The 10,949-nt window shown below is 47.3% G+C and carries 14 protein-coding genes; 1 reads left to right on the top strand and 13 read right to left on the bottom strand.

Annotated features, from left to right (window positions below; translation table 11 throughout):
- On the top strand, nt 1-761 hold a 761-nt coding region (locus QUA43_RS16020), incomplete at its 5' end, for an IS1634 family transposase (protein WP_333375172.1).
- Nucleotides 762-1,609: 848 nt separating this feature from the next.
- Here the strand turns inward: QUA43_RS16020 and prfA are convergent.
- From prfA to secY, 13 genes are all read right to left on the bottom strand, one after another.
- A complete protein-coding gene (gene prfA, locus QUA43_RS16015) occupies nt 1,610-2,704 on the bottom strand; it encodes a peptide chain release factor 1 (protein ID WP_333157142.1) in 1,095 nt (364 codons plus the stop codon).
- 346 nt (nt 2,705-3,050) lie between these two features.
- Entirely contained in the window at nt 3,051-3,359 is a 309-nt protein-coding gene (gene rpmE, locus QUA43_RS16010; RefSeq protein WP_333059812.1) for a 50S ribosomal protein L31, read from the bottom strand.
- 212 nt (nt 3,360-3,571) lie between these two features.
- Nucleotides 3,572-3,985, bottom strand: a complete 414-nt coding sequence (rpsI, locus tag QUA43_RS16005) for a 30S ribosomal protein S9 (protein WP_006634975.1) — start codon at nt 3,983-3,985, stop codon at nt 3,572-3,574.
- Nucleotides 3,985-4,440 carry a 50S ribosomal protein L13 gene (gene rplM, locus QUA43_RS16000; RefSeq protein WP_015178725.1) on the bottom strand — a complete coding sequence of 152 codons (456 nt, stop codon included), beginning with the start codon at nt 4,438-4,440 and terminating at the stop codon, nt 3,985-3,987. The genes rpsI and rplM overlap by 1 nt, the downstream gene beginning before the upstream one ends.
- 146 nt (nt 4,441-4,586) lie before the next feature.
- Nucleotides 4,587-5,429 (bottom strand): tRNA pseudouridine(38-40) synthase TruA, encoded by an 843-nt coding sequence (truA, locus tag QUA43_RS15995; protein ID WP_333375170.1) that lies wholly within the window; start codon nt 5,427-5,429, stop codon nt 4,587-4,589.
- 29 nt (nt 5,430-5,458) lie between these two features.
- The gene (gene rplQ, locus QUA43_RS15990; protein ID WP_006634978.1) at nt 5,459-5,809 is read right to left on the bottom strand and encodes a 50S ribosomal protein L17; all 351 of its coding nucleotides are present in this window, start codon (nt 5,807-5,809) and stop codon (nt 5,459-5,461) included.
- Nucleotides 5,810-5,934: 125 nt separating this feature from the next.
- Nucleotides 5,935-6,879 carry a DNA-directed RNA polymerase subunit alpha gene (locus tag QUA43_RS15985; protein WP_202798589.1) on the bottom strand — a complete coding sequence of 315 codons (945 nt, stop codon included), beginning with the start codon at nt 6,877-6,879 and terminating at the stop codon, nt 5,935-5,937.
- 174 nt (nt 6,880-7,053) lie between these two features.
- Nucleotides 7,054-7,452, bottom strand: a complete 399-nt coding sequence (gene rpsK / locus QUA43_RS15980) for a 30S ribosomal protein S11 (RefSeq protein WP_332978136.1) — start codon at nt 7,450-7,452, stop codon at nt 7,054-7,056.
- An 84-nt stretch (nt 7,453-7,536) separates the two neighbouring features.
- Nucleotides 7,537-7,920, bottom strand: a complete 384-nt coding sequence (rpsM, locus tag QUA43_RS15975) for a 30S ribosomal protein S13 (protein ID WP_006634981.1) — start codon at nt 7,918-7,920, stop codon at nt 7,537-7,539.
- A gap of 83 nt (nt 7,921-8,003) precedes the next feature.
- Nucleotides 8,004-8,117: a 50S ribosomal protein L36 gene (gene rpmJ, locus QUA43_RS15970; RefSeq protein WP_015178722.1), complete on the bottom strand. Its 114-nt coding sequence runs from the start codon at nt 8,115-8,117 to the stop codon at nt 8,004-8,006.
- Nucleotides 8,118-8,485: 368 nt separating this feature from the next.
- Complete coding sequence (gene infA / locus QUA43_RS15965; protein ID WP_006276978.1) at nt 8,486-8,710, bottom strand: translation initiation factor IF-1; 225 nt, start codon at nt 8,708-8,710, stop codon at nt 8,486-8,488.
- Nucleotides 8,711-9,004: 294 nt separating this feature from the next.
- Nucleotides 9,005-9,589, bottom strand: coding sequence for an adenylate kinase (locus QUA43_RS15960; protein WP_333375168.1), 585 nt, complete (start codon nt 9,587-9,589; stop codon nt 9,005-9,007).
- 5 nt (nt 9,590-9,594) lie between these two features.
- The gene (secY, locus tag QUA43_RS15955; protein WP_333375166.1) at nt 9,595-10,899 is read right to left on the bottom strand and encodes a preprotein translocase subunit SecY; all 1,305 of its coding nucleotides are present in this window, start codon (nt 10,897-10,899) and stop codon (nt 9,595-9,597) included.
- Nucleotides 10,900-10,949: the final 50 nt, after the last annotated feature.

Here is a 10,949-nt window from a genome sequence, read left to right as displayed (position 1 = left end):
AACTCAGAAAACAAGCAAGCATCAAACAAATAGACAAACAAGTAAACAAACAACAATTAAGCGCCCAAGCCTCACTACGCAAGCTTTCCCGGCAAAAATTTGCCTGTGTTGCCGACGCAGAAACCGCCATAAAAAATCTATCAGACACATGGAAATATCACCAAATTACCGAAATTGAATGTCAAGAAAAAAGCCATAAAAAACCAAAAACACCCACCAATAAAGCGAGTAATATAGACACAATAGCCTATCAAATAATCGGTAAAATAGAAACCAGACCCGAAATAATATCAGCCGAAAAAATTAAAGCAGGGAGATTTATACTGGCAACAAACATCTTAAATAAAAACGAAATAACCAACCAGCAAATATTAGAAGAATACAAAGACCAACAAAGTAACGAAAGAGAATTTAGATTTTTTAAAGACCCATTATTTTTCACATCAAGCGTCTTCGTGAAAAAACCCGAGAGAGTAGAAGCAATTGCCATGATAATGGGAGTATGTTTATTAGTATATAATCTCGCCCAAAGAAAGTTGAGACAAGAATTAGAATCAGCCAATGCCAGCATCAGAAACCAGGTCAAGAAAATGACAAATAAACCGACAATGCGGTGGGTATTTCAGATGTTTCAAGCCGTACATTTAGTCAACCTAAATGGAGCCGAACAAATAAGTAACTTAACAAAGGAACGTCGGGAGATATTAAATTATTTAGGAAAGGTTTGCGGTCAATATTATTTAATAGTTGAAGATGGGTAACTCGGAAAACAAACCGGAGAATATTGTTGAATAAATTCAATAAATTGGCAACAGAAAAATCATGTTGCCGGAATTGTGATGTCTAATTTAGGGAAAATGAGTTCAGATATTGCCGAATAAATATATTAGGAAATATCTGTGAATTCAAATTTGTTATATCTAGCCAAAATCGCAAAATAATGATACTAAAATTAGAAAAGGTAGGCACAGATATTTTTCCTACACTGAAGGTATGAAAATCCTTAGTCATCAAAGCCAGAACTGCGGAATGTGGGCTATAACCTAGAGAAGACTAATTTAACGGGCGACCGATTGAGTAAATTATTAATTTTGCTATCGCTATCATACTTAAAGAGTATCATTCAAGGGATAGATATTAAATCAAAGCAAGTTCAAGAATATCTAGGCATAAAAACAGAAAGCCACAGAAAATATGCTAGACATAGCACTTTTTATATTGGACTCTGGGGTGAATCATGGGTCGATTCGATGTTTAGTAATTGGCAGGTTGTTGTTGAATTAATGTCTTTGTCTCCACATAAACTACCTAATTATCAACAAGGCATAAGAGCTATGAGGCTTATTCTATCAGCGTTATAGGCGACTTGTCGCCCCGACAGCAATTTGTCAAAACCTCAATATCCCTTATTTCCACTTGGACTCTGCGTAGAGTGACAAAAGAGGGTTATGAAATGGAACCGAAAAATAAAAAATAAAGGTAACGCGAGTTAATGCAGTTTAGATGTCGAACAGCTTACCCAATTTGGGAAGCCCTACTCAAGCATATCTCTCGCGTAACAAGGGAACTGACGCTGAGCAAACAATGCGCCTAGCCCCCCATCACTCCATCAATTAGTAGAAGCAGCCAACTCAGCCAAACGTTCCTGCTGATCCTGAGAAATGCAAGTTTGAATAATCCCCTCAATATCCCCTTCCAAAACACTATTGAGCGAGAAATTCTCCCCCAAACGGTGGTCGGTAGCCCGATTGTCCTTATAGTTGTAAGTGCGAATTTTTTCCGATCGCGAACCAGTACCAACCTGAGCCAAACGCCGCGACTTCACCTCATCCTGCTGCTCCCGCAACTTCATCTCATAGAGCTTCGCCCGCAAAATCTGCATCGCCCGCTCCTTATTCTGCAACTGACTGCGCTCCTCAGTACAGAAAATCCGAATTCCCGTCGGCTTGTGAAACAAATCCGCAGCAGTTTCCACCTTGTTCACGTTTTGGCCGCCAGCACCACCCGATCGAGCCGTACTCATCTCAATATCCTTCGGATCGATGTGAATCTCCACATCATCCACCTCCGGCATCACAGCCACCGTCGCCGTCGAAGTATGCACCCGGCCGCCAGCCTCAGTCACCGGCACTCGCTGCACCCGGTGTACTCCAGCCTCAAACTTCAGCTTGCTGTAAACGCTGTCGCCTGTAATTTCCAGAATCACCTCTTTAAAGCCGCCCATTTCCGCCAGCGACTCGCTCACCAACTTCACCTGCCAGCCTTGAGTTTGAGCGTAGCGCGAATACAGCCGCAGCAAATCTCCCGCCCAAATACTAGCCTCATCACCGCCAGTACCGGCCCGAATTTCCAGCATAATATTCTTGTCATCGTTCGGGTCGCGGGGGAGCAGCAAAACCTTCAAACGACTTTCCAAACTCTCCAGCTTCGCCTCAAGTTCCTGAACTTCCAGCGCAGCCATTTCTTGCATATCTCGATCGCCCGCGGCTTCCTTGAGAACCTGTCGCGCGCCCACCAAATCTTCCTGAGTGGTTTTCCACAGAGCAAAAGTATCGACCACTTCCTCCAAGGACGATCGAGCTTTCGCTACCCGTTGAAACTCTTGATTGTCCCTAGCCACATCCGGGTCAGCCATGCGGCGAGTCAACTCATTAAAAGTTTGCTCTACCGACTTCAATTTATCCAGCAAATAAGATTCAGCCATTGTCAGTTGTCCTTTGTCAATCGATTTTAGATTTTAGATTTTAGATTTTAGATTTTAGATTTGAAGAACAGTGGGGATAGAATCTCGATCAAACTCAACTCGATCGAACTCAACTGCCTGCTTAGCAAGTCTTCAATCTAAACTCTCCAATCCGAGGGCGGATCGATTTTAGATTTTAGATTTTAGATTTTAGATTTTAGAACTCAAGAGCAGTTAGGATAGAATGTCGATCGAGATCAACTGCCTGCATAGCGGAAGTCTTCAATCTAAAATCTAAAATCCGAGGGCGGTAAGTTGCCAGTAGAAAGAACTACTCTCAACAAACTGCGGACAAATGACAATCCAGCTACTTCTTCTTTTTGCCTTTACCAGCAGCCTTAGCAGCATCTGCTTTCGGATCTTCCATTTTCAGCGGTCCAGAGGAAGCATCTGCCTTCGGCATTTCTACCTCGGTCATGCCGTATTTCCGCATAAAGCGCTCCACACGACCTTCAGTATCAATAATCTTCTGAGTGCCAGTATAAAAAGGATGATTTCCCGACCAGACATCAACTTGAAGCTTTGGTCTAGTTGAACCCACAGTCATCACAAGTTCCCCGTTGCAATAAACCTGAGATTCGGGATACCACTCAGGGTGAATGCCATCTTTTGCCATTGTTTTTTACTCTCTAATTTTTGACTTTACAACCATTTTAGCTGCCGCAGGACTTGTACACCAACAACAGCAGGAATTTTGCCTTATATCTGTTGGAACCAGGAATCGGGAATCGGAAATAAACTTCAAAAAAAGGCAGATAAAATCTGGATAGATAATTTTTGCCTTTTCCTTCGTCCTTCGTCCTTCTTCCTTCTTCCTTCTTCCCTCGATTACCGCTTCGAGTATTGAGGAGCCTTGCGAGCTTTCCGCAAACCGTACTTTTTCCGTTCTTTGGCCCGCGGGTCGCGAGTCAAATAGCCCTCAGTCTTCAGAGGCTTGCGGTTGTCCGGGTCTAATTGACAAAGTGCTCTAGCGACACCCAAGCGAATCGAGTCAGCCTGACCTGTCAAGCCACCGCCTTCGACTTTTACCAAAATATCGTACTCATTTTCCAGACCCAAAGTTTCCAGAGGGGCCTTAGCGAGAGCCAAATAAGTAGGATTGAATTGCAGGTACAAATCCCCCTCTTTACCATTGACAGTCAGTATGCCAGTGCCGGGAACCAAGCGTACCCGCGCTACGGAACGCTTGCGGCGGCCGGTACCCCAGTACACAGCGCGACCGGATGTATCTGTTGCTTGCATTACTCATTTCCTCCCGGAATCGTGTGAACAATTAATTCTTCTGGTTTTTGAGCTTGGTGCGGGTGGTTGGGGCCAGCGTACACCTTCAATTTAGTAAACAGTTGTCTGCCCAGAGAAGTGTGAGGCAGCATTCCCCGTATAGCTTCTTCGACGATTCTTTCGGGTAAACGTGCTTGCAATTTGGCAAAAGTTTCTGTTTTCATGCCGCCCGGTCTTCCAGAATGGCGGCGGTAGATTTTCTGGGTGCGTTTTTTGCCAGTAACAGCGATTTTGTCCGCATTGATGACAATTACGAAGTCGCCGGTATCCATAGAAGGAGTGTAAGTCGGTTTGTGTTTCCCCCGGAGGTACATGGCAACTTCAGTTGCCAGACGGCCCAGCCGCTGGTCGGCGGCATCGACCACGTACCACTTGTGCTCTAGGGAGTCTTGAGTAGGGACGTAAGTTTTGTTCATTGTTTGTTGTTAGTTGTCTGTTAACTGTTAACTGTTGTTAGGTGTCAGTTGTCAGTTGTCACTTGTCAGTTGTCAGTTTTTAATTGTTAGTTGTCCTTAGTTTTTTATTAGTAGTTACCTAATGACTAATGACTAATGACTAATGACTAATGACTAATGACTAATTTTGGCTGGGTGTCGTACCAGACATCTGGGGGAAAGGGAAATTCTGAATAGCCAACCCGCAGCAGGCACAAACCTTGAGCGGGAGCGGCATATTTTACCATTTCTCGGCGTTCGTTGACCCAGATATCTGTGAAATTGTCGATCGGCCTTTCCCCGCGACCCACCTGCACCAGCAACCCCACCAGCAGCCGCATCATCCCGTACAGAAACCCGCTCGCCTGAACCTCAATATAGATAAGAGGCCCAGAACGCTGACACTCTGCCGCTTGTACGTCCACCCAGGAATGGGGGCGGGCAGACCCCGCGCGGTGGAAAGCAGCCAGGTGATGCCGCCCGATGAGCGGTGTCAAAGCTGTCTGAATCAAAGATTCATCCACAGGGGCGTGATAGCAGTGCCAAGCAAAAGGACGCACAAACAAATTAGGGGTCGGATCTGTATAAAGGGTGTAGCGATAGCGCCGCCAACTGGCTGAGAACCGAGCGTGCCAGGTAGGTTCCACCTTTGCCGAAGCTCGAATTAAAATATCTTTTGCCAGTCGAGAGTTGAGAACGCTTGCCCAGCGGTGAGCCGGAATTGGGCCGTGGGCATCAAAATGCGCTACTTGAGCAGCGGCGTGAACTCCCGCATCGGTTCTCCCAGCAGCGTGCAGCGTTACCGGGCGTTCCAGAACAGTCGATATTGCTGTTTCAATTTCTTCTTGTACTGTACGCTGGTTCGGCTGTCGCTGCCAACCGTGAAAGTTAGTGCCGAGGTATTGGATCACCAGAGCAACGCGCTGTATCGATTGGGGATTTTCGATTGGGGATTTTCGATTGTCAGTCATAAATCACAAATCTCCAACCCAAAATGGAATTAAACCAGTTCAACGATCGCCATTTCGGAATTGTCTCCTTGACGGGGGACAGTTCGGACTACGCGGGTGTAGCCGCCGTTGCGGGAGCCGTACCGTTCTTGTGCCGCCTCAAACAAGGCGTGTACTAACTGTTTATCGTAGATATAGCCCATAGCTTGGCGGCGAGAGGCCAAGGAGCCATCTTTTGCCAGGGTAATCATCCTGTCCGCCTCTGAGCGCAGCGCTTTGGCGCGGGCGAGAGTGGTAGTGATTTTACCGTGGCGGATTAATTCGGTGGTCAGCGAGCGCAGTAGGGCGCGGCGCTGGTCAGCCGGTTTGCTGAGTTGGGGAACGCGACAGCGGTGACGCATGGCAGTTGGTAATTGGTAATTGGTAATTGGGCGCCGGGATAGTCCGCGAGTTTTGAGCGGTGAATTCTTTAACTTAAAAACTCACCTACTTAAAATTCAGAACTTTTTTACCCGTTACCCGTTGATTAACTTTTAGCTGATTTTTCCTGTGGCAAGGTAATGCCCAAGCGTTTTTGTAAAGCTTCAATCACTTCTTCTGCGGACTTCTGCCCGAAATTCTTGATCTCGAGCAAGTCTTCTTGGGTATAATCCAATAAGTCTGCGACTGAGTTGATCTGAGCCCGCTTGAGACAGTTGTAAGCCCGGACGGACAACTGCAATTCTTCGATCGGAATTTGGCTGGTAGGATCGGCTTCACCGGGATACTCTGGTTTGAGAGAATCTTGGGTGATGTCTTTGAGAGGTGCAAATAAATCTACCAGGATGTTGGCAGATTGACTCAAAGCTTCTTGAGGAGTCACGCTGCCATCAGTCCAGATTTCCATAATCAGTCGGTCTTTCTCGACCGTACCGCCTACCCGAGCATCTTCAACGCTGTAGTTGACTCTGCGAATCGGCATAAAGATGGCGTCAATTTGGAGAAAATCCAAAGCCGATCCATCATCCCGACTGCGGTCTACTGCTCGGTATCCGATGCCTTTTTCAATTCTGAATTCCATTTCCAGAACTGAGCCGGGGGAGAGAGTTGCAATGTACTGGGATCGATCGATCAATTCCACCTCTGAGGGCAAATCGAATCTATCGGCCGTAACTGTGACAGGCCCCTCAATCCGCAACCTGCCGATTTGCGGCTGCTGAGAATGAGTTTTGAGGACCACCTCTTTCATGTTCAGGAGAATTTCTAGAACATCCTCACGTACCCCTTCGATCGTGGCAAACTCGTGATTGACGCCCGCGATTCGGACTGAAGTTACTGCTGTTCCTTCCAAGTTTGACAGCAGAACTCGCCGAAGCGCATTCCCAACAGTTGTTCCCTGACCGCGATCGAGCGGTTCCAGGACAAATTTTCCGTACTGACTGCGGTCTTTGTCAGTGTTAGACTCTATACATTCAATTTGAAACTGCGCCACGGAGTGACCTCCCTTTTCCACTTTGGATTTTTGATTTTGGATTTTAGATTGCAGAGCATACCCCTGAACGGATTTCGGATTTTGGATGGACGGGGCAACAGTTAGAACCATTAGTTTGTGACTTTAAGCAGTTAGCCATTATCCAAAATCTAAAATCTAAAATCTCAAATCGTTTTAGACTCTACGCCGCTTGGGAGGGCGACAGCCGTTGTGAGGAATTGGGGTAACATCTCTAATCAGGGTGATTTCCAGTCCCGCCCCTTGCAGCGCCCGGATTGCAGTTTCTCTACCTGCTCCAGGCCCGCTCACCATTACTTCTATTTGGCGCATTCCTTGGTCGTTGGCTCTGCGGGCAGCACTTTCTGCTGCTGTTTGAGCGGCAAAGGGAGTTCCCTTTTTAGCTCCTTTAAAACCGCTGGAACCTGCGGATGCCCAGGATATCACTTCGCCGTTGAGGTCGGTAATAGTTACAATCGTGTTGTTAAAGGTAGACTGGATGTAGCCTACCCCATTGGGTACATTCCGTTTCTGCTTTTTTGCACCAGATTTCTTGCCTGTTTGTGGTCGCGCCATATTAGTCTCTTTAACGTTTCTCTCAACTAATGTCCCGAAGCGCTAGGAGCCAGCAGCCCCCAGCGTATTTTTCCCAAAAAGATGTTACTTCTTGGAAGGTGCCTTTTTCTTGCCCGCAACTGTTCGGCGGACGCCACGACGGGTTCTGGCGTTGGTACGGGTTCGTTGTCCCCGCACCGGCAGACCCAAACGGTGACGCCGACCGCGATAAGTTCCGATGTCCATCAGGCGCTTGATGTTCATTGACTCCCAGCGCCGGAGGTCTCCTTCGATTTGGTATGTGGTTTCTACATGAGCCCGCAGAGCTGTCACGTCGGCCTCTGTTAAATCCTTGACGCGAGTGTCAGGATTTACGCCTGTTGCAGCGATAATTTTTTGGGCCCGCGACAAGCCTATTCCGTAAATGTATGTCAGACCTATTTCGACGCGCTTATCGCGTGGAAGGTCTACCCCGGCAATCCGTGCCACACTTTTTGTCTCCCTAGTTTTCCTGTTTGGCTACAATGTTCAATTAGGATGCACCTGGGTGCAGCGCCCAATCTTCTTTTTTTCTAACCTTGGCGTTGTTTGTGTTTCGGGTTAGTGCATATCACCATCACTCGACCGCGACGGCGGATGACGCGACATTTCTCACAAATTTTTTTGACAGATGCTCGAACTTTCATCTTTCTTCCTGCCTGGAGAACCCCGCTCTACCGGAGAGCAGGCACGCTGGGACTGCCCGTAGAGCGGTGGGAGGAGAGGCTGGGCAAGGTGTAGGCCTCTCCTCGATTAAATTGTATAAAGTGCGGGTTGTTTCATGAAGGAGCCCGCTTGCACCCACTCCCATTGCTGGGTAAAGTTCGCCTGCGCCAGAGTTTGGGCGAGCGATACTTCTACGGTGTAACAATGACTTAACCCGGTACACCGGTGGGTTGTTGACGCCCTTCTCGGCAACACTACAAACGTAGCATTATAGCATAAATTTGAAGCTTTTTACCAAATTCTCTCTAAATTAAACTTAGAATTAGTTTTTAGAAAGTTTTATCTAAGCCTATTTTTTCCGAAGGCGATAAGTAATCCTGCCTTTGGTCAAGTCGTAGGGAGTCAATTCGACTTTGACGCGATCGCCAGGCAGAATTTTGATGTAGTTGCGGCGGATCTTGCCGGAAATGTGAGCTAGCACGTTAAACCCATTATCTAGGTCAACGCGAAACATCGCATTGGGCAGGGATTCCGTCACTGTCCCTTCCATTTCAATTAAATCTTGCTTAGACAATTTGGTATTTACCTCAACTCTACATTTGATTAACTAGGAGTGTCCCGGCGTTGGCCTCACAACCTATTTACTGGTAGGATTCAAACGGGAACGGGGGGGCAATAATTAGGGCGACTCGATCGACTTAAAGACTCAATTAACCGCTCACTTTGGCTTTACTTGAGTAAAGTTGTGGCAATTAGTATCGAGTTCAATCCGGTCTCTAGCAACCCTCACAAAACCTGATAGCACAAAAAGCTCCTAGTTAACATATCTTAGCAAAAGCTGGTGAGTAACAAGCTGTATTGAGAGGGTTCAAGAGTCGCCAGAGAGAGATTGTTGGAGTTCTGCGGTGACTAATTCCATTGCTCGATCGCCATCAACCGCAACTAACTGTTGACGGCCACTGTAAAAATCAATCAAAGGCTCAGTTTGCTCGCGATAAACTTGCAACCGACGGCGGATCGTCTCCTCATTGTCATCCTGCCGGCCCCGCGACAGCAGGCGAGACACCAAAATGTCGTCAGGCACGTCGAGATTAACAGCTTTGAGACCAAATTTTGGGTTCGATGTACTCCCCTCGGCATCGCTAAGATCGTGCAGCAGTTTGTCTAAAAAAGTTGCCTGGGCGACTGTGCGGGGAAAGCCGTCAAGAATCCAGCCAGCATTAGCGTCCGGTTCATTCAAGCGTTCCTGCACGATATCCATCAGCAATTGGTCGGGAACCAACTCACCCCTGTCCATGTAGGCTTGCGCCTTTAGGCCCAAGGCAGTTTTCGCCACCACGCAGGCGCGCAGGATTTCGCCCGTAGAAATGTGGGGTATTTTCCAGAGAGCAGCTAATATCTGAGCCTGAGTTCCCTTTCCCGCCCCTGGAGGTCCCATGAAAATAAATTGCATTACGATTACTTCACCATTCCTTCATATCGCTGGGAGATGACGTAAGTTTGAATTTGCTTAGCAGTTTCGATCGCCACACCTACTAAAATCAGTAGGGAAGTTGCGCCAAAACCTCTAAAAGTTTGCACTCCGATCGCGCTTTCTACAGCAGTTGGTACAATAGCCACCAGACCGAGAAAAATCGCTCCCAAGAAAGTCAAACGGTTCAAAACCTTCTCCACATAATCACTCGTTTTCTGACCGGGACGAATTCCAGGAATGCTAGCGCCCATTTTCTTCAAGTTCTGAGACATATCTACGGGGTTGACAATCAACGAAGCGTAGAAATAGCTGAAGAACAGAATCAAAGTCAGATAAAACAGCGCGTAAGCCCAAGGGGCAGGGCCGTTCGGACTCAACACATTAGCAACTTGAACCAAAAACGGGTTATTGAGAGACTGAGCGAGGAAAGAAGGCACAATCAGCACCGAAGATGCAAAAATAATCGGCATCACTCCACCTTGATTCAAACGCAGGGGCAGATAACTCCGGCTCTCCCGATAAACTTTGCGGCCGACTTGGCGACGGGCCGAAATAATCGGAATGCGGCGAGTACCTTCCTGAACAAAAACAATCCCGACAATCGTTACCAAAAAGACCAGCAGCAGAACGACGACGCGGCCGACTACTTGCGTGTCCCCACTTTGGGCCAATTCAAAAGTTTGTCCCAAAGAGCGCGGCAATACCGACACAATATTGATAAAAATCAGCAGCGATGCTCCGTTCCCGATACCTCGTTCCGTCACCACTTCCGATATCCACATCACAAACATTGAGCCGGCTGTCAGAGCCAAAGCTGTTTGTGCTATGAATAAAGGCGCTGGAGATTGAGCAAAAGGGCTGACCCAAATCGCAATGCCAATACTTTGCAGAATTGCCCAGCCCAAAGAAACGTAGCGAGTAATTTGAGAAATCTTGCGCCGCCCTGCTTCTCCTTCATTTTTCTGCAAGTCTTCTAAGCTTGGCAGAGCCGCAGTTAGAAGTTGCACAATAATTGAAGCATTAATGTAGGGCAAAATCCCCAGCGCGAAAATCCCCAAAGCTGACAAGCCGCCTCCTGAGAACAAATCCAGAAAGCCAATTAAAGGGCTATTTTCGACGTTTTGGGCAAAGGCGACTCGATCGATGCCGGGGACTGGCAAGTGGACACCCAGGCGTACTAAAATCAGTAAGCCAACGGTTACGAGGATGCGGCCTCGTAAACCAGCAGCTTGAGCCATCTGCATGAACGTCTCTTGTGCAGTTGGCGCTTTCTCTCTACTAACGTCCATAGTTACGATTTTGGATTTTAGATTTGGGATTTTCGACTAAATCATTTTCT

It is taken from the genome of Microcoleus sp. N9_B4, assembly GCF_036701635.1.
Lineage (GTDB): Bacteria > Cyanobacteriota > Cyanobacteriia > Cyanobacteriales > Microcoleaceae > Microcoleus.
The sequence above is the reverse complement of the archived record's forward strand: the minus strand, read 5'-3'. Positions and strand labels throughout refer to the sequence as shown.